Below are 22679 nucleotides of genomic sequence, written 5' to 3'. Positions count from 1 at the left end.
TAGCCCCCTTTATAACAAGCTGGGTAAAAAAACAAATCTAGGTAAAAAAAGCGATAAAAAAGCTCTCAAAAGAGACGTTTTTTTACCGCTCCACTATACGTATGGTAAGCTTTGGAGTTTTTAAGTTTACGTTGCTCTGCAAGCTGATGAAAACGAAGGGCTTTTTGGCTCAGCTTCTCTTTCAGCTCTGTTTGTTCATTCTCATCGTCACAGCAAGAAAGAAGCTCTTCCAGCGTAATCATCTCTTTTTTTAACTGAAGCTCTTCTGGAAGAAATCCAGCATTCTTCATGATTTTATAGCCCATTCTCAGCTCGTCGGGAATCATAGAATCATTTTCAATCACCAGAGGTTTCCCTGCCCCTCGCAAATTACTAAACTCCCCCTTCTCTATGGATGCTTTGATACGCTCCTCCGACAGCCTAGCCGAGAACTCCATAAACTGCTGCCCCCTTTCCCCTTACCGTTTCTTCTGTGCAACATACCTTCTCACTCTGGTTACAGCTAGATATATATGAAAATACAAAACTGCTCCGACTGCGCCAAAAACACCATATCCTATAAGGTCAGTAAGAAATGTCAGAACATGCCCACCTGAAATAATGACAACAGCTGCACACATCACTCCAAAGCCGGCAGCGCTGTATAATAATAAACGATACACATAAGAAGCCCCTTGGGAAGCCCTGATTTTTCTCACAGTTTTTTCGAGGAGTATGGCTGATGGAATCCCTCCGATAAAATAAACTGGCAACGCATACACAAGTGAAAATAACAGCAATTCTTGAAAGGAAAAATAATATACCTCGTCCACTTGCCGGGAAGCCGGCTCAGAACCGGCTAAGGCAAAACCGGCCGAGTAAATAAAGGCGGAAAAAAACGCAGTTATCACATGTGTCATATAAAAACCTTCCTTTTACGTATAACTCCTATAACATCTTCTATCATACCATGCAACAGCCATCCTAATTAATAAAAAAACAAAAAATCCAGGTGTAATAAAACCGGCCTTGAGAAAAGCACTCAAGGCCGGTTTTATTACATTTAATTGTGAAAAAAGACGGGGCCTTCACTTCAAACCGACGCTTTCCCAAGGGCTTGCCTTCAGCTAAATTTTTCTTGCTGCCGCTTCGCAAAATTGGATCTTCAGACTGTGCTTCATCCTCCGGGAATAGCAAGAGCTGAAGATCCCGCAGGGCGGTGTTCCCGAAGGTAGCTGAAGCCTTGCCCGCAGAAAGTGTCCGCCTGCAGTGAGGCAATCGTCAAATTGTATACTTTCTTATCTTTTTAAAAAAAGCGTGCAAGCACTAAATCATGCTTCACGCTCTTTTCCTTTAAACATGTGCAAAAGTTTATCCACTAAAGAATAAACGGCAAATAATACAATAGTACTTGAAACGAAACCCATGTAAAACCCTACGAAATTGTCTCTGGCAGCAATCATTGTAGTAAAATAAGCTCCTACGGCAGCAGAAATTATTAGTATGAGTAAAACAATGCTGTACTCAACTTTCCGGGCTTTTACCTCAGCGATCCATTTCTTCATTGCTATCACCTGCTTCATTATAATCCAGGAACAAGTTAACGGACGAACATATTCTGTATTAAGGATATCTTTTTGTTATTTTATTATAACACAGGGCTGGAAAACCATCATTTCCACGAAAAAAAAGCATTCCTCTCTAAACAGAAGAATGCTCCCTATGTATTCAATTTACTTTTTCTAACACAACTTTCATGGACTGGACTGAGGGATCCTTTTCAATCATTACTTCTTCCAGCTCTAAACCGATTGAATTTGCTTTTATAAAGAAGCCTATCTTACCTTCCCATTCACTTTTTTCTATTAGACCCGGTTTTATAGCATGATATAGCTCAGCTCTTCGTTTTATTTACTTAGTTGATTTCTTAGGTCTTGTTGCCTTTTCAGCTATCACTAATACATAAATAGTAAGAACCAGTGTAAGTAACAGAGAAAGCCAATTAACCTCTCGATATTCTATTAGTTGATAGAAAAAGTTTGCTAAATGAAAAAACAACATAAAAATGACTATCCCATTGATGATAAGCTTTAACACTCAATTTCCCTCGCCTTCTCGGTTCGTACTAAGCAGCATTTTTAGAACTTCGTAAATCAGAAACAATCATAAAGACCATTAAGAACATTGAGATAACAGCCATGACAGCTATCAAACCAGGGAGAGCAGCCCCCTCCTGCCTTGTAGCAAGGTATGTAGTAATAGCAAGCATCATCAATATATTCATGCTATTCTTCCGCTGAAACCCTTTTTCCTCTTCCTTATCCGTAAATTTTTGGATATACTGTTTATATAGAAATAAGACGTTATAAAGAACAATAAGGACTCCTATTGCATATTCCACTGGATGAAAAGTCCGCAGGCTGAGTGTGAGGATCATAATGATTAACGTCACCCAGACAAGCAGATTTAATATGAAAGAACGATTCATTCTATTCCCACCTTTTTGTTAGCACTCTCACAACTTCTAATCTTGATTTTATCAAAGAAAACCTCCCATATATATATTAACTCTTGAAATCTATGTTTCAATTACAACTAAAGAAGTGGAAAAAGATATGAATATTTGCCTGCATTTTCTTTTTATTCCATAGATAACTTAGACAATATGTGCTAAACGCCTCTTTCTATCTAAAACGATAAGCATTAGAATGAGCGCTAAGGTGAGACTAATCTAGTATAAAGGGTGAAGAAATTAATGTTTGCTACCTCCGAAATTGGAATTGACCTTGGTACTGCCAATATTCTGGTATACACCAAAGAAAAAGGAATTATACTTAATGAGCCTTCTGTTGTAGCGATTAATACAGAAACTGGTGATGTACTGGCTGTGGGAACTGACGCTAAAGACATGGTAGGAAAGACTCCAGGGAAAATTATAGCCATGCGTCCGTTAAAGGAAGGAGTTATCGCGGACTACCAAATTACTTCTACTATGCTCAAACATATTATGAAAAGTATACAGAAAAACATAGGATCCATGAGGAAGCCCAAAGTAGTAGTCTGTACACCATCAGGCTCTACCTCGGTAGAACGACGAGCAATTCGGGATGCGGTGATGAGCTGTGGAGCCAAATACGTAAGCTTAATTGAAGAGCCTATAGCGGCTGCTCTTGGAGCCGGACTGCCAGTTGATGAGCCAGTGGCAAATGTTGTAGTAGATATCGGCGGGGGAACCACAGAGGTAGGAATCATTTCCTACGGAGGTGTCGTTTCTTCTGATTCAATCAGAGTGGGCGGAGATAAAATAGATGAGGATATTATCCAATACGTACGCAAAGAATATAACATGCTTATTGGGGAGCGGACTGCTGAAAATATCAAAATTAATTTAGGCCATGCTTTACCTGATCATGAAGAAGAAACGTTGGAAGTTTTTGGACGTGATCTAGTGACTGGCTTGCCTAAACCATTAACTTTAAACTCTAAAGAGATTCATGAAGCTATTAAGGATACACTTCAAAACATCTTTGAAATTATTCGTAATACACTGGAAAACTGTCCGCCAGAATTAAGCGGGGACGTTGTGGATCATGGAATTACTCTTACAGGCGGCGGATCATTATTAAATGGAATGCAGGCATGGCTCGGTAATGAAATAGATGTACCAGTCATTTTAGCGGACACTCCATTAGAATGTGTCGCAAAAGGAACCGGAAAGTCCCTGGGGATTATAAGTAAACTTCAAAAAGCGGGAGTTTAACAACGCTGAAGTATGAATGGCTATCTCATTTGTGCCTTTATGAGCAAGCGAGTGTCTTTTACCGAAGATCACAAATCCAATAGAATAAAAGGTGCTGGGACAAAACGGTCTCATATACGTAAATAAGGCTCCAATTATCAAGACGATAATTGGAGCCTTATTTTTGCATTTATAATTGTTTAGTTATACAACTGAGCGGTGTACGTTTTCAAGTTCACCGCCATCAGGACAAGCCTTATTCGTTACTACACTCCGATTTTGTTGATGGTGAGAGCTCTTCTCTTTTTTGATTTTCTCCCATTCCTTGTTTTATTTCCTTTCCTAAATAGGCGTCACATTTTTTCGCGTGTTTCTTCCATTTCATGGTTTAGATTATCTATTTCTGGGAAGCATACAACATGGAATAAAATGAATTTTATAATTTTCACCGTTTCTATTGACCAATTTGTATATACAAGTTAATATTATCCCGAAAGATAAGTTGTATATACAAGTAAAATGTAAGCGGATTAACACCCGTTACTTCTTTACTTCTTTCAATTAAACTTGGGTTTTAAATGAAACCGTTTACCAGGAGGGTGAAAAGATGGCGAAAGTTACAAAGGAAGCAGTCGAAAGGATCATTGAGGCCATCGGCGGGAAAGATAACATTGCTTCTGCCACTCATTGTGTAACACGCTTACGCTTTGCTTTGCATGATGAAAGCAAGGTTGACAAAGAAGCTCTGGAAAATCACGAGCTTGTCCGCGGATCTTTTTCTACCAGCGGCCAGTTCCAGGTAATTATTGGTCAAGGAACAGTAGAAAAAGTGTATAAGGAAATGATGGCTATTACAGGGATGGAGGATTCTTCAAAGGAAGAAACAAAAGCTGCCGCTGAGAAAAATTTGAATATCATCCAAAGGCTCGTAAAAACACTTGCCGATATCTTTATTCCGATCATTCCGGCGATTGTTACTGCAGGTTTACTTATGGGTATTAATAACCTTCTTACCGCTCCGGATATTTTCTTTACCGGACAATCTGTTATTGATGTATATCCCCAATGGGCAGATCTCGCTGATATTATTCATCTAATAGCTAATACAGCCTTTGTGTTTTTACCCGGGTTAATAGGCTGGTCGGCAGTGAAAAAGTTTGGAGGGAGTCCTCTACTCGGTATAGTATTAGGTTTGATGCTCGTACATCCTGATTTATTAAACGCATGGGCATACGGAGAAGCTCAAGAGGCTGGAGAAATTCCAACCTGGAACATTTTTGGGTTAGAAATTCAGCAAATTGGTTATCAGGGACAAGTACTTCCTATACTTTTTGCATCTTATATATTAGCTCAAATCGAAATCTTTTTAAGAAAACGGGTACATGATTCTATTCAAATGCTCGTAGTTGCTCCTGTTGCGCTGTTGATCACAGGTTTTCTTGCTTTTATTGCGATTGGACCAATAATGTTTACTATTGGTGATGCAATCACTTCTGTTTTTGTTGGAGTATTTGATCAGGCTGCTGCAATTGGTGGTTTACTATATGGGCTTATTTACGCCCCGCTTGTTATTACAGGATTGCACCATACCTTCCTGGCTGTAGACTTACAGTTAATTGGAAGTACAGGTGTTACATTCCTGTGGCCAATCCTTGCATTGTCAAATATTGCACAGGGAGCTGCTTGTCTGGCTATTATGTTTGTTACAAGAAATGAAAACACCAAAGGCTTGTCTATTTCTTCTTCCATATCAGCGTTCCTTGGTGTCACAGAGCCAGCAATGTTTGGTGTAAACTTGCGTTTCCGTTTCCCATTCATATGTGCGATCATCGGTTCTGGAATTGCAGGAATGTTTATTACTATCAATAACGTAGTGGCTCCGGCAATTGGTGTCGGTGGATTGCCTGGTATCTTTTCAATTCAGGCAGGCGGATGGCTGGCGTTTGCAATCGGAATGGTTATAGCCCTTATTGTTCCGTTTGTCTTAACTTATCTTTGGGCTAAATTTAAAAAAGTGGAAGTGTAAATCAGAATAAACAACAATACCATTGTTCTTATGGAATCATCCTGCAGACAATGGTATTGTTTCATTTCCCCTACTTTAACTATTATATGATGGTGGTGTCTTAATGAACGAATGGTGGAGAAATTCAGTCGTTTATCAAATTTATCCAAAAAGCTTTAATGATACAACAGGAAACGGTGTTGGAGACCTCCCTGGTATTATTGAAAAGCTCGACTATTTGAAAAAGCTGGGAGTGGATGTCGTTTGGCTGACTCCTCCGTACAAATCCCCGCAAAACGATAATGGGTATGATATTAGTGATTATTATTCAATCCATGAAGAATATGGAACAATGGAAGACTTTGACCGACTGTTAGAAGAAGCACATAAACGAGATATTAAGATTATTATGGACATCGTTGTTAATCATACTTCAACAGAGCATGAATGGTTTGTTGAATCGAAACAATCAAAGGACAACCCATATCGGGACTTTTATATTTGGAAAGACCCCATTGATGGGGCGGAACCAAATAACTGGGAGTCTAAGTTTGGGGGGGCTGCCTGGAAGTACGATGAAAATACTGGTCAGTACTATCTTCACCTCTTTGATGTCACACAAGCAGATTTAAATTGGGAAAATGATGAAGTTAGAAAAAAAGTTTACGAAATGATGCATTATTGGTTTGAAAAAGGAGTAGACGGCTTCCGCCTGGATGTCATTAACCTTATTTCCAAAGACCAGGATTTCCCAAATGATGATGGCTCAAAAGCGCCGGGAGATGGACGAAAGTTTTATACTGACGGTCCTCGCGTCCATGAATTTATGCAGGAGATGAATCAAGAAGTCTTTTCTAAATACGATATAATGACTGTTGGGGAAATGTCTTCTACAACGATTGACCACTGTATAAAGTATACTCGCCCAGACAGAAATGAACTAAGTATGACCTTTAACTTTCACCACCTGAAGGTTGATTATCCAAATGGAGAAAAGTGGGCGCTGGCTGATTTTGACTTTCATGCGTTGAAAGATATTTTATCAACCTGGCAAGTCCGCATGCATGAGGGCGGCGGATGGAATGCGTTGTTTTGGTGCAACCATGACCAGCCAAGAGTTGTAACTCGTTACGGAAATGACCAGGAATACCATGAAAAATCAGCTAAGATGCTGGCTGCTGCCATTCACATGATGCAAGGTACCCCTTACATCTATCAAGGGGAAGAATTTGGCATGACTGACCCTAAATTTAACCACATTGATGAGTATCGAGACGTAGAAACTCACAATTACTATAAGATCATGAAAGAAAAAGGCATGTCAGAAGAGGCTATCATGGAAATTATTAAGGCTAAATCCCGGGACAACTCAAGGACTCCTGTCCAATGGGATAACAGCAAAAATGCTGGTTTTACAACAGGTACTCCATGGATAAATGTAGCTGACAATTATAAAACCATAAATGCACAAGCTGCCCTTGAAGACGAAAATTCCATCTTTTACTTTTATCAAGCTTTAATTAAACTTAGGAAGGATTATGAGATTATTACAACAGGAGATTATACCCTCCTTACCCCAGATCATGACCAAGTGTTTGCTTATCTTCGTACTTCCGGGGACGAAAAACTGCTTGTCGTAAACAATTTTTATGGGAAAGAAACAACATATTCGTATAAAGAGGAGCTTTCGAACGAGGAAGTTAATGTACTTCTTTCGAATTACGATGAACCCTCTCGTAATTTATCTGAGCTTTCTCTTCGTCCTTATGAATCGATTGTCTTTCACATTACTGGAAAGTGATTATTAAATCTTTGGTGATGCCTGATGAAAAGAAAATATGATTTAATATATGATGAACTGGCAAAGCAGATTCAAGAGGGTGTTATTAAGCCAGGTACTCTCCTCCCTTCTGAAAAAGAATTAACAGAGCAATTCGAGACATCAAGAGAGACTATTCGAAAAGCCTTAAACCTTTTATCTACTCATGGGTATATTCAAAAGGTTCAAGGAAAAGGCTCCATAGTGCTTGATATCAACAAACTAAATTTCCCAATCTCAGGTCTGGTCAGTTTTAAAGAGCTTTCTGAAAAAATGGGCCAGCGAGCGAAAAGTCATGTGGAAAGCCTTGAACTCCTGTCCCCTGGCCCTCACCTTCAAGAACAGTTGAAAGTACATGAGGGAGAATTTATTTGGGAAGTAATCCGGGTAAGAGAAATTGACAAAGAACACATCATTTTAGATAAAGATTACCTGCTTCAATCAAAAATTCCCAACTTACCCTTGGAGCAATGCAAGAATTCTTTATATGAATATATTGAAGGGGAATTGGGGTTATCGATTGCTTTTGCCAAGAAAGAAATTACCGTTGAAGAGCCAACCGATGAAGACAGAAAATATCTTCATCTTAACGGCTTTTCAAACATCGTCGTTGTAAAAAACTTTGTTTATTTAGAAGATGCCTCCCTTTTTCAATACACAGAGTCCAGACACCGTCCAGATAAATTCAGGTTTATTGACTTTGCCAGACGGAATAAATAAACCCGCCATTTTGGCGGGTTTTAACTATATCAAAAGACTCTCCTACGATTCTATTGTCATTTTCCTTCCTACCCATTTTTCCCTGTATCTTCAGCATAGTGTTTTCATAGTGGAAAATTTTTTCAAATATAGTGGTCTTTTTGACGATTCATAACGCCCTACCCTTTACAAAACTGCAATTTCTTTTTAATCCTTCTGTAAACACCACCGATAGTTTTTTCACTATTATGAAAATACATCTTATTTAGGAGGATTCTTATGCAGAAAACAAAATTATATATGCCTTTATCTTTAGCTGCAGCAGGACTTATTTTCACACTGTCTCCTGCTTCAGGAGAAGCTTCAGGAGAAGCTTCAGAACAAGAAACAGAAGTCACGATTATACATACGAACGATATTCACTCATCAATCGAGGACTTTGGAAAGTTAGCTGCTTTCCTGGAAGAAAAACGATCTGAAAGCGATCATGTGGTCTTTCTGGATGGCGGAGACATTTTTAGTGGTGATCCAATTGTTGATATACCTCAAGGTGCGCCGATGGTTGATCTGTTAAATAATGTAGGGCTTGATGCCATGGTTATTGGAAATCATGAGTTTGATTATGGACAAGAAGCCTTTGCTGTGAACATGGAGAACTCTGACTTCCCATGGCTTAGTGCAAATACTAAAGTAGTGAGTGATGAAGTGCCATTTGCTGAACCCTCTCCCTATGAAATAATTGAAGTTAATGATGTCAGTATAGCTGTTCTTGGAATAACCCAAGCTCCTCCCGCTACGGCACCTGCAGGAATAGAAGGTTTGGAATTTCCTGAAAATTACGCAGAAGTCGCTAAAGAATTTAAATACTTAGAAGATGAATCAGATATCTTTGTGGGCCTTACTCATATTGGTCACGGTGCTGATCAAAGCCTGGCTGAAGACGTGAATTTCTTTGATGTCATAATCGGCGGCCACTCTCATACTGCTTTAAGTGAACCTGCAACAGTGAATGGCACTCCCGTAACACAAGCAGGCGCTAACTTGGATTATATCGGCGAGCTCACAATCACAGTAGATTTAGAAACCTCTGAAGTCACCAATGTCAATGGCCAATTACATAACATAGATGAACTTGAAGCCATTGATGAAGACATTCAGGCGATGGTGGACACATATACAGAAGAAGCTGAAGAATTACTTGGAGAAGTCATAGGCTATACAAATACGGGCCTTTCCAGAGATGGAAGAGACCATGGAGACGTCCCTTTAGGCAATTTTTGGACTGATGCTATGCGTGATTCCATTGGTACAGATATAGCGGTTACTAACAATGGAGGAATCAGAGACAGCATCGCCCCTGGTGATATCACAGCCCGGGATATTTACACTGTAGAACCTTTTGCAAATGAAATAATGGAAATGACAATGACCGGTGAAGCGATTAAAGATGTCATAGAATACTCGTATACCCGCCGCGACAATATTGATCTGCAAACTTCCGGCTTAGAGTACACCATTCTTACAAACTCTTCCGGAAGCTATACAGATGCAAAATTAACAGTGGATGGAGAGCCACTTGATCCAGAAGCTACCTATTCTGTAGCTGTTCCTGACTATATTGGTACTGGAGGTTCGGGATATGAGTTTGCGGGCACTGTAGAACAGGCAGGCGCAGGCTATATGACAAACGCCATGCTTATGTATGCAAACACTCTTATGAATACCGAGGGAGCAATTGATTATGAAAGTGAAGGCCGTATATCCATTGATATCGAGGCTGAGGCAGAGCCTGGGGGCGAGGAAATAGGCAATACTGCTAATGGTTTATATTCTGAGAATAAAACTGAAATGGATGCAGGTCTTGGAAACCTGTATACAGATGCCCTCCGTTCAGAAGCTGAAGCTGATTTTGCCATTTTAAATAATTCTTCTGTCACAGGGGAAATCCCTCCAGGAGTCATTACTGATGAACAACTTGAAGGATTAGACCAATTCGAAAATACGGTTGTAGTGGTGGAAACAACTGGTGAACAAGTAAAAGAAGTCATCTTAGAGCAGTCAAACTACCATGGAAGCGTCGATCTTCAAGTTTCTGGTCTCCACGTGCAATTAATAGAAGCAGAAAGTGGTGAAGAAAGGTTTTCCGATGTCATTGTCACATTAGAGGACGGTACGGAATTACAGAACAATGAAAGCTATCTCGCAGCCTACAATGACTATATGCACGGGACGAGCTTTTACAGCCTTTCAGAACACATCGTTACTGATGAAATCGGCTTGGTATGGGAAACCGTAGTTACCTTTATCGAGGCTCAAGAAGAACCTATTGATTATGAAGAAGGACTTCGAATTGCCCTCAACGATGAAGCTGAAGAAGAAGAGAAGGTAATGCAAACCTGTATCATCAATAAAGTCCATGAACTGATTCCGTCTCCACCAAACAATGAGATTGGTTATAATCGCGGACAGCTGACGTCAATGCTTGTCCATTACAAAAACGGAAAAAATGTAGATCTACCTGAAGAGCTTTCTCCCGCAAAAGAATGCATTGATACAGCAAAATAAATCACTTTATTGATAACCCTATAAAAGGTGCCTGTTACTGGGCACCTTTTATAGTTTAAAACTATCTAAACGGCTTCAGAAGCCCTTCTGTCAATATTTAAAGGATACCCTTTCCCTCATCTGTTGGCAGCCTTCCATTCTCCCTTGCCTTCGGGTTCATAAAATATTTTTTATTTCCTCTTCTATCTCCATCGTTATTTGATCTATTATTTTAAAATCCATTGCCTTTATATATACTTTCTCCAGTTGGTCATGTATTTTTTTTGCCTGTTGTAGATAGAAGGTTCCTAGTTTCATATTTTCCTTATACTTGTTTTCAATTTGTTTAATAGAGTCAGCGTACTTTTCATCAGTACCTTCTGTAATGGTGTTTACATACATATCCACTACTTCATCTGTTTCCCTTTCTGGGAAATATTCATGAGGAGAGGTACTATCAAAGATAGCGATCCCAATTTCCCTGACAATGACCATGTCAACACTCATCGGGTCAAAGCCGCAGTGGTAAACTTCTGTATCAGCCCCGCTCTCTTGCGCAGCCGCCGCAATTTTCTTTAACATGGTTGATTTTCCCGATCCAGGCCTTCCTTTTATAAAATACCGTTTTTGAACATCCCCAGTTAAATTTTGTATAAAATCTTTTGGGCCTTCAGGAGTAGCCGCCCCAAGAAACCGGTGAACCACCCTGCTCTCTTTATTAAGTTGAATATGGGAAAACATTGTTTCAATCAACTGACTGGACAGATTATTAGCTTTAGTAAAATCCATATTATCTATATAAATCTTTTCCCAGTCATCATGGATTGTAAGAGCCTGGGCATATGCCTCATGTGCTTTGAGGTAAAAATCCTTTCTTTGCTTGTTTAAAAGCAGGATCTCATCTCTACTTCCTGCTAATTTTTTTGAATCCCAGCCCTTCCCCAGGTTTACATATTCTTCAATAGCTCCTGGTGCTTTTGGTTCTATGACATGAGGAGCAGTCCCATCAAAAATTCCTGCTTTTAAATGGGGGAAAATCACACCGTCAAGAGAGCCGGGTGCTGAGGCACAGTGAATTAATTCAATATCTTCTCCAGTTTGGTTTAATGAAGATGCCACTTTTTTTAGTAAAGTTGATTTTCCTGTTCCCGGTCCTCCTTTTAGAATAAATACTTTTTCTAAACCCTCGGTAATGGAATCAAATAAATCATAAAACCCTCTTGCTGTATTGCCTCCTGCATAATAGTTCAAAACCTTCCCCGCCACCCCGAACACTCCCTTCGCTAGTATAGAGCTTCATTGGCATTCACCTCTCATACATTATGCAAAACATGCCGCCTGGGTGATTACCCACCCTCCGCGCAAAAAATTTATCAATTCTTTATTCAACTCCACTTCTCTTTTATTCTTTGGTAGGATAATAGAAGAAAGCAGGTGTATTTTAACGTATGTTTGAAATAAAAGATTACCCGGAATTTTCCTGGTCTTTGTCCAGGCATAAAACATTAATGGAATGTCCTAGACAATATGCTTATCAATACTACACTTCTCACAATGGCTGGCTGAAAAATGCCGAACCGGTTTCAAGACATGCCTACCGGCTGAAAAAGCTCACGAGTCTGGAAATGCTGTTTGGGAGTGAAGTCCACGATATTATAGAAGAAGTCATCACCTACTACTTAAAGACAGAAAGAGTTCCATCAGAAGAGCAGCTTACTGAACGAGTAAAAGATAGAATGAACAGAGCGTTTATTCATTCTACAAGACACCTTGATGATTGGCTTAACAAGCCGAAGCACTGGGATATGCTGCACGAGATATACTACGGGGAAAGCAGGCTGCCCTCTGATAAAGTCAGTAAAATGAAAAGCCGCCTTGAGGTTGTTATTGCCCACTTTCTATCAAGCAGAACATTTCAAGATATTTTAAACAAAGAGAAAATGCAATTTATTGAAGCAGAGAATTTCCGCCATTTAATGGTGGGACAATTAAAGGTATTTGTTGTTCTTGATTTAGTTTATAAGGACAAAGAACAAAATAAATGGATCATTGTAGATTGGAAAACGGGAAAAAAATCAGAAGAAGACCCTTACCAGCTGGCTCTTTACGCTCTTTATCTTCAAGAAGCTTTTTCTATCAAAGATCTTGATGATATCGTCATTCGTAATGAATATTTGCTTGAAGGAACATATGAAGAACACCAGCTTAGCCCTGTCACCTTGGAAAAAGTCCAAGAACTAATGGGGATGAGCGTTGATCGAATGTTCGATTATCTGGAAGAACCCGGAATTAACCGTCCTCTTTCAATTGAATCATTTGAACAAACCACAGATACTAGAAAGTGTTCTCGCTGCAACTTTTTGGAGTTTTGTTTTCCTTCAAAAGAACCTCGCTCGTAGGCTTTGTGGGGTTTTTGTATCTTTATATTGATAGCTAGGAAAGAAAAAAACTGGTTAAACAGGGAGATGTAATGGAAAACCTTGTTCCTTTTAAAAAAGTAAGAGAATAATCCACAAACCTTCCTTAGTAAGGAGGGTTTGTTGGGTACTTTTTACATATGCACGCATTTCCCCGTTAATCAGAAAAACTGTTTTCCATAATGGAAAACAGTAGATTCATAATTTCTTATAAAACTTCAGCCCCTAACACATTTGTAAAATGGGTTAACGCCCAATCATGTCCTCTCTGGTCAAAGCTGGCTACTCCATTCTTATAAATAACAGTCTTAAAACCTTTATTATATGCATCAACAGCTGTATGCAAAATACAGATATCGGTGCACACTCCAACTAAGTGCACCTCATTTATGCTTCTTTCCCTTAGCCGTACTTCCAAATCTGTGCCTGCAAATGCACTATATCTCGTCTTGTCCATCCACTTTACGTTAGTGTGATCTTTGTAATGGTCATAAACCTTGTTTAAACTACCATATAATTCTCTTCCTCTTGTTCCTTTAATATTGTGGGGTGGGAAAAGCTTCGTTTCCGGATGATGAGCATCTTTTTCATTGTGCAGGTCGATGGCAAATACTACATAATCACCTTGCTCAACAAACTGATTGGTAGTTTCCGTAATAAACCCTTCAATTGCCTGTCCAGGCTCTCCACAAGTTAAAGCTCCATCATCAGCAACAAAATCGACTGTGTAATCAATAACCAGCAAAGCTTTCATCCTACGCTGCCCCTCTCTATAATTTCCTCTTACTATGCCAGCTTATTAAAGGGTTGTAAAGGGTTGGAACATCAGTCGGGTAAGCTGATTTTTTTAAGATCAGATGAAATACCGGGCGATTTAATCGGAAAATTCAGCATTTGCAAATATCAACATGAGCGGTCTTTGCTCACGTTCGAAAATGAAGTGATGCCTGCTGCATAATTATTAATATACAGGTAAACCATGATACAAAAGCGAAAGTATATAAAAAGACGAGGCTGAGACCTCGTCTTTTCACTCACTCCTCATACATTAAGGAGTTGGACCATTAAATGGCTTCAACTGTGAAAAAAGGATAATGATAACCTTTGTAATTTGACCAAGAAGAGAAGCTAAGCCAAACTTAGAATCTGCTGCTGGTCTTCTGTCCCAACCTAAATAATCATACACTGAATTAATCCCTGTCCGTTGCAGCAAGCTTGTCAGCAGCTTAGATACAAATTTAGCAAGATAGTACCCGGCAAGCCATAGAATAATAGCAACAAAAGTATTCGGGATGATAGTTGCATTAAACCATTATTACTCAATAAGCAAAGGACATACTTTTATTACAGATCTGTTACATTCATATATGGTGCCAGGCACCAGGTGTAATTGTAACTTCATTAGGGGAAAGGAAAGATAAGCCTGTTTTTGTGTTAGGAGGGAAAGAATGACAAAAGAACAGGGATGGATGATCTTTAGGTTTGCAGGATCAACCCTAACAATCGTTATACTCATATGGCTTATATCGCAAATTTTCTCGCTTACATACCCTTTTTGGATTGCGGCATTTATTACATGGATGCTCATGCCTTTAGTCCGTATTCTCCAGGAAAAATTACGGTTTCCTGCTGGTTTAGCCTCACTAATTGGATTACTAACAGGCATTAGCTTAATAGGCGGTGTTATTACTGGCATTACCTTTCTCATCATTTATGGCGTGAGAAATTTTTCTGAACAGCTTCCTCAGTGGTTTGCAACAGCTTCCATTAACATTCAGCAGTTTTTTAATGAAGTAGTGCTCCCTTTTTGGCACCAGCTGACAGGGTTGTTGGATAATATGAACAGTCAGGAGAGACAAACGCTTGAAGAAGGGATTGTCCAATTAGGTGCACAGCTTGGAAATATATTAGGAACACTGGGACAAGGACTAGCTGATTGGCTCACCTCCGTAGCAGTGGCCCTGCCGACTCTACTCGTTGTATTCTTTTTCGTTCTTCTTTCTGTTTTCTTCTTAGGAAAAGACTGGCAAAAGATAACGAAGTGGGTAACAATAAAGGTTCCTGAATCAATAAGGATGAGGGGACTGTCTTTTGGAAGAGCAATGAGAATCAGGGTCTTCGGTTTCCTTAAAGCCCAATTTATACTGATGACAATTACCTTTATAATTGTTCTCTTGGGGCTCGCCATTTTAGACATAGAGCATGCCCTTACGATTGCAGTTGTGGTTGGTGTTGCCGAACTTCTTCCTTATCTGGGGACCGGTACCATCCTTATCCCCTGGTTTGTTTATTTATTTATTACCGGCCAAATTGGTCTTGGTGTCACCCTGGCCATTTTGTATGGGATCATTGTAATCGTCAGACAGCTTGTTGAACCAAAGGTGCTGTCATCAAGCATGAATCTCCATCCTCTGGCAGTATTGATTTCGCTGTTTGCAGGACTGCAGCTATTTGGAGCCATTGGCTTGTTTTTAGGCCCATTGCTTTTAGTTATCATCGTTATCCTAATTGACATAGGAGTAGTAGAAGATATTAAGAATTTTATCCTTTATGGTTGGGCTCCATCAAAAAAAGAATGAAAATGTAAAAAAAGACAGCCTCTTCAAAGGAAGGCTGCCTTTTTTTACGTGTGTTTTAACAGACAAAGTTCCTAAACCTATTAGTTAGAGAAGCAAATAACCCATGATTACGCCGACTGCACCATAAGTCAGCGCGAATGGCAGGTTTCTCAACGTGATTCGATAGGGGTTTTGCTTAGTATTCATAGAAGTCATCGTAACGGTAATACCATACGTACCCGCACAAGCGGTCGCTAAGGCCCCAGTGACGAGGACCATTCCTATGCTCATCGGATTGATAATTTCATAGAGAGGAGGCAGCACTTCAATCAAAACGCCAACTGTAGCTACCGGGTGTACTCCAATCATACTCATCGCCAAATAAGTAAACTGAATAAGAAACAATATAATTAAAGGGTACTCCGCTGCTCCAAGAAAAGGCTGCTGAATCAGATCAAGGAAAGGTGTTTCATTTAAGCTGCTTGAAAAAAAAGCTAAGGATAAAAATAATACTACGAAATTCTGCATTCCGTTTGTCCGTTCTTTCCATGTTACCCAGCCAATAACCTTAAAGGTCTTCCACCGTTTCATTAGAAACGACCAGCCGATGGCAAAGGGAAGAATAACAAGGGTCACGGTTAATATGAAATCAAGCCCCGTTACATTTCCGATTGACACTACTAGAGCCAAAAAGATAGATAGTGCAAAGAACAGTTTCATGATTTGAACAGCCACCTGTTTAGGATGAAAGAATTGTTCACTTTCAATCGCAGGCTGATATCCGTGTTTTCGAAAAGCCATATACCCCCATAATAAGTCAATGAAGAGTACAATAAGAGAACATAATAGCAGCCAAGGTAAGTAAGTTAAGTAACTAACACCGGTAGCGTCTACAGTAATAGCAACCATAATTTCCATAGGGCTCCAGGCTAACGCAACAGCAAAAGCCCTTAGGGTTGTCCTGGTGACAAATGAGTCCCGCAGCTGCTTTTTCATATTAGACAGATTTTTTAACAACACTCCTTGTGCGAGGGGAAGGGCTGACAAATTGATAAAGGCTACTAGAATATAGGATGTAAAAGAGCTTCGTGTATAAAGCTTTCCCAAATCTGAAACATTAGCTTTCATCAATTGATTAATGCGGCGATCAAAACGACCGGCACGAACTACCCCATTCATCCAAGGAAGAATGGTCAAAAAAGCAAGAAGCGGCATTGTAGAAGTCATATAAAATGGAAGTTCCACGACAGGAAGCCCCGCATAAATAAACATCCCGACCCCTGCACTAATAAATAGCAAACCTAAGATACGAAATAGATTTGCAGCTCCATGGAACGATATGAAAAGCATGGGAATCGCAAGGGTACCTATAATGTACTCTAATGCCCGATTTTCAATAAATACATTGCTGATATATAAAAGCAGAACTAAAGAATAAAAAATATATAATTGCCCACTTATTCGTTTCATCGTGATGCTGCTCCTTTTTTATTGCTAAATATTTAGTAGATTGCTTCTCTTTTGTACCCATTTACTTTACGCTTATTAATCTATCGTTTCAATTGCCCAGCCTTCTCACCTAAAAAACAGGAGACTTACCAACTACAAAAGAAGTTTTTCCATCTTCTTCTACTCCACTGTCTGGTAATTTTATTCGATTTGCTTTTTTGTGCTTATAAAAAATTCATAGTTTAACTTGCTTCTAAAAGGAGAATAGTATTAATTATTATTTTTTTATAATTTGCTCTTTCACTATCTTCTTATATCTATTACACTGAATACATACTCGTAAATTCGACATTTTGTTTTACATGTTCTCCTATATTTCTTCATTTCTTATCCCCATTTTTTGGAAAAACCTCGTCCCATACTTTTTGAGATTTTCGATTATTTTCTCATTATCCCTGATATTATTTCCAATTTGTATTAACACAGCATTGCCAATGTTACATAAACATTTCAATTCATTTAAATAGCTTAGAAATCTATTGTCTCTCCTGGAAAGTCTTGATACGATTCAAAGCGTCGAACAAATCATGACTTCTCTATTGGAGGTTTTCACACATGAAGGTAAAAGAATCAACATTAAACAAGTTAAAGCCGCAAATGAAATGGATCGGTGCGCCGGCTTTAGCAGCAGCAGTATTTTTAGGATTACCAAATGACGATGCAGCAGGAGCAGAACTTGGATCGAAGCTTCTTTATGAAGGCAAGGATCACGTTCATGTAGAAGAGCTCCAGTCAATGTTAAACGAAAATAACCTTTTAAAAGATAAGCACATAACTGGAACATATGATGCTAAAACTACACAAGCAGTAACAACATATCAGGAAAAAAATGGTCTGATTGTAGATGGCTTAGCAGGCGTTCAAACTATCAGCTCCCTTTCCATTCTTGAACAAGGGGACGAAGGAGCAACAGTAAGCTCTCTGCAAGAAGATTTAAACACTCTTGGATTTTATGAATATAAAATAGATGGAATCTTTGGTCCTATTACTCATCAGGCAGTAGTAGATTTCCAAAAATCTCAAGGTATTACTGTAGATGGCTTAGCAGGCCCAGAAACATTCTCAGCACTCCATGAAGCAGTTAACGGAAGCGATGCTGAGACCGTAGGCACTGCATCAGTTGAAGAAACAACTGTAGAAGTAGCTGAGGAGCCTGTTGAAGAATCTCCGGCTGAAGAGCCTGCAGAAGAGGAAGTTCCGGCTGAAGAAGAAGCTCCAGCTGAAGAGCCTGCAGAAGAAGAAGCTCCAGCTGAAGAGCCTGCAGAAGAAGAAGCTCCAGCTGAAGAGCCTGCAGAAGAAGCTCCGGCTGAAGAAGAAGCTCCAGTTGAAGAACCTGCAGAAGAAGTTCCGGCTGAAGAAGAAGCTCCAGTTGAAGAGCCTGCAGAAGAAGTTCCGGCTGAAGAAGAAGCTCCAGCTGAAGAGCCTGCAGAAGAAGTTCCGGCTGAAGAAGAAGCTCCAGTTGAAGAGCCTGCAGAAGAAGTTCCGGCTGAAGAAGAAGCTCCAGCTGAAGAGCCTGCAGAAGAAGTTCCGGCTGAAGAAGAAGCTCCAGCTGAAGAGCCTGCAGAAGAAACTCCAACTGCAACAGAGGAGCCTGCAGCTGAAACTCCAGTTGAAGAAGACACAGCTGACGTAAGCGAAGCTGAAGGACAAACTATGACTATGGAAGCTACTGCATATACTGCTAACTGTGCAGGATGCACTGGTGTAACAGCTACTGGTATTGATCTTAATGCTAATCCGAATCAAAGTGTAGTCGCAGTTGACCCTAATGTTATTCCACTTGGTTCTACTGTATATGTAGAAGGTTACGGCGAAGCTGTTGCCGGAGATACTGGCGGGAACATCCAAGGAAACCGCATCGACCTATACATGCAAGATCGTGGAGATGCCGTTAACTTTGGTCGCCAAAATGTACAAGTAACTGTCATTGACTAATAATATAAGAAGATCCCCGGGTATCCTGTTTCAGGATAAATCCGGGGATCTTTTACTACCAAGGCTTTCGGACACCGTATTGCTGTTGAAAGGATGATGCTGCCTTCTCTCTCTCTTGTTTCGTGAGTTTAGGACAGGTATAACAATACTCTTTACGTCTGCCTGTTTTGTACATTAAACAGCAGGTAGCCTTTAAAGGGAGTTTTTCGACTGGTTTCCACCAGCTGTCTACAGATCTGCGTTTAACATCAAATGGATTACGCACAGATCCAAAGATTTCAGGCGGCAGACGTTTTAATGCAAGTCTCCCTTCTTCTACTCTTGCTCGTTCGTGTAGAGTTAATCTAAAAAGAGAAGAAGCACTTAAGAACCCATGATCATATAACGCCCAGCATTGATTAAATGGAAGGCTGCTTAGTGCAGAAAGTGTATGTAATACTCTTTGCTGGCTGTGAAATAACTTTCCTGCAATACTGAGACTTACTTCTTCCGTTATTTCCACCCTGGAAAACTCTAAGTCTTGTAGAAAAACAGATAATGTTAACGGCCTTTCCATGCTTTCTCCAATCATAGAATCTCCCCAGATAAACGAGGGAAAGACTTTATTCTTTAATGAAAAATAATAAAGACCAGCGGTGGCAAGCGCTATATATGTGATGGTGTTCGCTGCAGCTGCCTTCCTATCTTCTCCCTGGATGACTTTTATTCTATGAGCCAGGAAATCAGCAGCAACACTATCTCTTTCTAACTCTGCAAAAGAGAAAGCTTTTTTTATATGTGCAGTACTACTTTTTATCCCACATATTGCTAATTCTCCAGTATTTACATCAACCACTGTATTACTCTCCTTTTTTCTATACTCTCCTTTGGCACAAGAGACCTGGCTTAGGAAAATTTCCTTCTATAGACTTGTAAGGATATTACAATGTCCTCTTTATCTGAGGTAAGGAAGTCCTGCAGCTTAACTATGACTGCCATTGAATGATTAAGGGGCTTACGCAATAAAGATGAAACCTGAAGGTAGTCTTATACTAAAGGCCAGTATGACTTTCACAACATTGTACTCTTTGTATTTGTGCCCTTCTATTCTTTTTAATACTTATTAATGTAATTATTAATAAAATACCAAAACGTCTGTTGTTGATTGAGTTGTATTTTATAAGACATAGCTGTAAATGAAAACAAAAAACCTAAAGAAGACCAGCTACTAAAAACGAGTAGCTACGTTCGGTCTAACTTTAGGTGTAATACGCGTTTTCCTCTATTGAATATTCTTTGGTGCTAATTCTACCCCTTGACGAATAGCTTCTTTAAGGCTTGCCTCATCAGCAATGCCTTTCCCTGAAATATCAAAAGCCGTTCCATGATCTACACTTGTTCTTAAAATTGGTAGTCCCACAGTAATATTAACCCCAGATTCTAAACCTAATACCTTAATAGGGCCGTGTCCCTGATCATGATACATAGCTACTACCACATCAAAGTCTCCTCTAACTGCACGGAAAAAAAGAGTGTCAGCTGGAAGAGGGTCTGTAGCATTAATCCCTTCTTCTTGTGCTTTCTTTACTCCAGGGAGAACTTTCTCTTCTTCTTCACCATAGCCGAATAAACCATTTTCACCTGCATGTGGATTAATCCCACAGACAGCAATCCGAGGTTCCTTTATTCCAGCTTTGACTAAGGTATCATTTGCCATTTTTATAACGTTATAAACCCTTTCAGGCTTTATACTCTTAACAGCATCTATCAAACCAATATGGGTGGTTACATGAATTACCTTCAGTTTAGGTGAAGAAAGGAACATTGCAAATTCCTTTGTATCTGTTAAATGAGCTAATAACTCGGTGTGTCCTGGATATTTGTGACCACCTTTTTGTAGAGCTTCCTTGTTTAAAGGAGCAGTACAAATGACGTCTATTTCTTTATTCTTAGCTAGTTCAACCGCTTTTTCAATATAACGATAAGCGGCGTCACCAGCCTTTGAAGAAACTTCTCCAAAAGGAAGATCCTCTGGTAGCAAATCTAAATCTACACAATCAACCTTTCCTACTTCAAATCGAGCCTCATTAACAGATTGAATGGAATTTATAAGCATATTAGAACCTACTATTTCTCCAGCGCGTTGTAATATTTTGGCATCTCCCACGACAAGAGGATGACACCATTCGTAAACTTCCGAGTCTGTAAGAACCTTCATAATGATTTCCGGTCCGACACCTGCCGCATCTCCCATAGTCATGCAAATTACTGGCTTATTCATAGGAACCCTCTCTTTCTACAATGCATTCTTTAGTAACGTTTTAAAGCTTTCGACTGTTGGCACTCTAGGATTATTTCTGATCAGTCTTTCTATTTTTAGTGCTTTTTCAGCAATGGTATCAATATCTTCATCTTTTACACCAATCTCAGATAGACGAGCCGGTAAATTAATATCAACTAATAACTGTTCGATACGTGAAATAAACGAATCAGCAGCCTCATCCTTATTAAGATCTGCTTTTGTAGAATCTACCATTCTTTCTGCAAAAGCTAGTTTATCAGTTATTACCGCTTTATTGTGTTTCAATACATGAGGCAGTAATAAACCCGTTAGTTCACCATGGGGAGACTTTACGATTCCTCCAATAGGGTATGCAAGTGCATGCGCAGCCGCAGTGCCAGCGTTTGAAAATGCTTGTCCGGCAAGTAGGCTTCCTAGTAACATATAATAACGAGCCTCTTTATTAGTCCCTTGGTTAACTGCTAATGGCAGGTATTCAACAATGTAACGGATAGCCTGCAGTGCAAGCGAATCACTCATAGGATTTGCACCCTGAAATAAAAGCTCTCCTTCAGCGTCAATGTACTGTGACTCTTTTGCTGTATAAGCTTCCACAGCATGACTTAATGCATCTATTCCAGAACATGCAGTCACATAAGCAGGCAACTTCAGCGTTAATTCAGGATCAAGTAAAGCAGCTTTTGGCCTTAAGTTGTTATCAGAAATACCAGTTTTTATTTTATTTTCATTATCAGTTAAGACAGTCACTGAAGTAACTTCAGACCCCGTACCTGCAGTAGTAGGAATAGCAATTAATGGGGCTATCGCTCCAGGCACTTGGTTTTCGCCAAAATAGTCCTTAGGCTCGCCTCCGTGTTCTAATAAAAGCGCCACAACTTTTGCTAAATCAATGCTGCTTCCACCGCCTAAACCAATAATGACATCGACCTGCATTTGTTTCTTGGCTTCTTCCAAACATTCCACGGCACTTTCTACTGGTGGTTCTGGCACAGCTTTATCGTAGACTTCTACATTAAAATCAGATAGTACGTCTAAGATCACCTCGACTAAACCCGCATTCCTAATGCCTTGGTCAGTCACAATTAATACGTTCTTGGCATCAAATTTTCTGCAAAGCTTTGGTAGTTCCTGAATAGCTCCATTGCCAAAAACCATCGTTTCAGTTGAGTGTACTGTCCATGTATTCCTCATACT

The 22679-nt window shown here is 39.6% G+C and carries 19 protein-coding genes; 8 read left to right on the top strand and 11 right to left on the bottom strand.

All coding sequences use genetic code 11. The features are described from left to right. Positions 1-65: 65 nt before the first annotated feature. The 4 genes from ACFPU1_RS10325 to ACFPU1_RS10310 form a co-directional block, all read right to left on the bottom strand. Positions 66-437, bottom strand: coding sequence for a DnaJ family domain-containing protein (locus ACFPU1_RS10325; RefSeq protein WP_385940766.1), 372 nt, complete (start codon positions 435-437; stop codon positions 66-68). A gap of 21 nt (positions 438-458) precedes the next feature. Next, on the bottom strand, positions 459-899 hold the full coding sequence (locus ACFPU1_RS10320) for a hypothetical protein (RefSeq protein ID WP_385940764.1): 441 nt from the start codon (positions 897-899) through the stop codon (positions 459-461). A 411-nt stretch (positions 900-1310) separates the two neighbouring features. Next, positions 1311-1544 carry a hypothetical protein gene (locus tag ACFPU1_RS10315; RefSeq protein WP_385940762.1) on the bottom strand — a complete coding sequence of 78 codons (234 nt, stop codon included), beginning with the start codon at positions 1542-1544 and terminating at the stop codon, positions 1311-1313. A 560-nt stretch (positions 1545-2104) separates the two neighbouring features. After that, on the bottom strand, positions 2105-2467 hold the full coding sequence (locus ACFPU1_RS10310; RefSeq protein WP_385940760.1) for a hypothetical protein: 363 nt from the start codon (positions 2465-2467) through the stop codon (positions 2105-2107). Positions 2468-2734: 267 nt separating this feature from the next. Between ACFPU1_RS10310 and mreBH the strand changes: the two genes are divergently transcribed. From mreBH to ACFPU1_RS10285, 5 genes are all read left to right on the top strand, one after another. Next, positions 2735-3739, top strand: a complete 1005-nt coding sequence (mreBH, locus tag ACFPU1_RS10305) for a rod-share determining protein MreBH (RefSeq protein ID WP_054636732.1) — start codon at positions 2735-2737, stop codon at positions 3737-3739. 586 nt (positions 3740-4325) lie between these two features. Next, on the top strand, positions 4326-5744 hold the full coding sequence (gene treP, locus ACFPU1_RS10300; protein WP_385940758.1) for a PTS system trehalose-specific EIIBC component: 1419 nt from the start codon (positions 4326-4328) through the stop codon (positions 5742-5744). 103 nt (positions 5745-5847) lie between these two features. Next, positions 5848-7524, top strand: coding sequence for an alpha,alpha-phosphotrehalase (gene treC, locus ACFPU1_RS10295; RefSeq protein ID WP_385940756.1), 1677 nt, complete (start codon positions 5848-5850; stop codon positions 7522-7524). A gap of 24 nt (positions 7525-7548) precedes the next feature. Continuing rightward, on the top strand, positions 7549-8262 hold the full coding sequence (gene treR / locus ACFPU1_RS10290) for a trehalose operon repressor (RefSeq protein ID WP_385940754.1): 714 nt from the start codon (positions 7549-7551) through the stop codon (positions 8260-8262). 258 nt (positions 8263-8520) lie between these two features. Then, complete coding sequence (locus ACFPU1_RS10285) at positions 8521-10806, top strand: 5'-nucleotidase C-terminal domain-containing protein (protein WP_385940752.1); 2286 nt, start codon at positions 8521-8523, stop codon at positions 10804-10806. 156 nt (positions 10807-10962) lie between these two features. On the opposite strand, the gene ACFPU1_RS10280 is transcribed toward ACFPU1_RS10285, so the two are convergent. Continuing rightward, positions 10963-12051 (bottom strand): PRK06851 family protein, encoded by a 1089-nt coding sequence (locus ACFPU1_RS10280; RefSeq protein ID WP_385940750.1) that lies wholly within the window; start codon positions 12049-12051, stop codon positions 10963-10965. A gap of 182 nt (positions 12052-12233) precedes the next feature. Between ACFPU1_RS10280 and ACFPU1_RS10275 the strand changes: the two genes are divergently transcribed. Then, the gene (locus ACFPU1_RS10275; protein WP_385940748.1) at positions 12234-13184 is read left to right on the top strand and encodes a PD-(D/E)XK nuclease family protein; all 951 of its coding nucleotides are present in this window, start codon (positions 12234-12236) and stop codon (positions 13182-13184) included. Between the two features lie 226 nt (positions 13185-13410). On the opposite strand, the gene ACFPU1_RS10270 is transcribed toward ACFPU1_RS10275, so the two are convergent. Together ACFPU1_RS10270 and ACFPU1_RS10265 are read right to left on the bottom strand one after the other, a co-directional pair. Then, the gene (locus tag ACFPU1_RS10270) at positions 13411-13956 is read right to left on the bottom strand and encodes a cysteine hydrolase family protein (protein WP_385940746.1); all 546 of its coding nucleotides are present in this window, start codon (positions 13954-13956) and stop codon (positions 13411-13413) included. Between the two features lie 294 nt (positions 13957-14250). After that, a complete protein-coding gene (locus ACFPU1_RS10265; protein ID WP_385940937.1) occupies positions 14251-14496 on the bottom strand; it encodes a mechanosensitive ion channel family protein in 246 nt (81 codons plus the stop codon). A 154-nt stretch (positions 14497-14650) separates the two neighbouring features. On the opposite strand from ACFPU1_RS10265, the gene ytvI reads away from it, so the two are divergent. Next, the gene (gene ytvI, locus ACFPU1_RS10260) at positions 14651-15781 is read left to right on the top strand and encodes a sporulation integral membrane protein YtvI (protein ID WP_385940744.1); all 1131 of its coding nucleotides are present in this window, start codon (positions 14651-14653) and stop codon (positions 15779-15781) included. Positions 15782-15865: 84 nt separating this feature from the next. Here ytvI and ACFPU1_RS10255 read toward each other — a convergent pair whose 3' ends face one another. Continuing rightward, positions 15866-17230: a hypothetical protein gene (locus tag ACFPU1_RS10255; RefSeq protein WP_385940742.1), complete on the bottom strand. Its 1365-nt coding sequence runs from the start codon at positions 17228-17230 to the stop codon at positions 15866-15868. 594 nt (positions 17231-17824) lie between these two features. Here ACFPU1_RS10255 and ACFPU1_RS10250 point away from each other — a divergent pair. Beyond that, entirely contained in the window at positions 17825-19204 is a 1380-nt protein-coding gene (locus ACFPU1_RS10250) for a peptidoglycan-binding protein (protein ID WP_385940740.1), read from the top strand. Positions 19205-19259: 55 nt separating this feature from the next. Here the strand turns inward: ACFPU1_RS10250 and ACFPU1_RS10245 are convergent, their stop codons facing one another. From ACFPU1_RS10245 to ACFPU1_RS10235, 3 genes are all read right to left on the bottom strand, one after another. Further along, positions 19260-20039, bottom strand: coding sequence for a (2Fe-2S)-binding protein (locus tag ACFPU1_RS10245; RefSeq protein WP_385940738.1), 780 nt, complete (start codon positions 20037-20039; stop codon positions 19260-19262). A 426-nt stretch (positions 20040-20465) separates the two neighbouring features. Beyond that, positions 20466-21464 (bottom strand): 4-hydroxythreonine-4-phosphate dehydrogenase PdxA, encoded by a 999-nt coding sequence (gene pdxA / locus ACFPU1_RS10240; protein WP_385940736.1) that lies wholly within the window; start codon positions 21462-21464, stop codon positions 20466-20468. A gap of 15 nt (positions 21465-21479) precedes the next feature. After that, complete coding sequence (locus ACFPU1_RS10235; protein ID WP_054637265.1) at positions 21480-22676, bottom strand: iron-containing alcohol dehydrogenase family protein; 1197 nt, start codon at positions 22674-22676, stop codon at positions 21480-21482. Positions 22677-22679 lie beyond the last annotated feature (3 nt).

It is taken from the genome of Thalassorhabdus alkalitolerans, from assembly GCF_042656525.1.
GTDB lineage: Bacteria > Bacillota > Bacilli > Bacillales > Marinococcaceae > Thalassorhabdus > Thalassorhabdus alkalitolerans.
This window is presented reverse-complemented; position numbering and strand designations above follow the sequence as displayed.